1 protein-coding gene is annotated in these 413 nt (G+C 41.9%); it reads left to right on the forward strand.

The window, feature by feature from the left end; genetic code table 11:
* Window positions 1–43: 43 nt before the first annotated feature.
* Window positions 44–413 (forward strand): ISAs1 family transposase (locus tag DW103_RS18005; RefSeq protein WP_199653064.1); only part of this gene is annotated, 370 nt, incomplete at its 3' end.

Below are 413 nucleotides of genomic sequence, written 5' to 3' on the forward strand. Positions count from 1 at the left end.
TTTGATAGATGTAAAGAATTTAGAGGCTACATTTCGTTCCTTTATGAACAAGATAAAACGTCCCGAGCGTCCGGTAATAGCAGTAGATGGAAAGACCGAGAAAGGAGCCTCTTCCGTTGGCAAGTCGACCGGCAAAGAGTCCAAACTGCATGTAATCAGCGCATTTGTCACGGAGTTGGGAATAAGTATCGGTCAGGTATCCGTCGGGGAGAAGAAGAATGAAATCGTGGAAATACCGGTCCTGTTGGATGAGCTTGATATCAAGGGGAGTATCATAACCGTAGATGCTCTTGGATGCCAAAAGAATATAGCCAAGAAAGTAATTGAGAAAAAGGCTGATTATATATTCAAAGTCAAGAAAAACCAGGAGCTCCTACAAGAAAGTATAAAAGAAGGCTGCCAAAAACAAATAG

The organism is Parabacteroides sp. AM08-6, assembly GCF_003473295.1.
GTDB lineage: Bacteria > Bacteroidota > Bacteroidia > Bacteroidales > Tannerellaceae > Parabacteroides.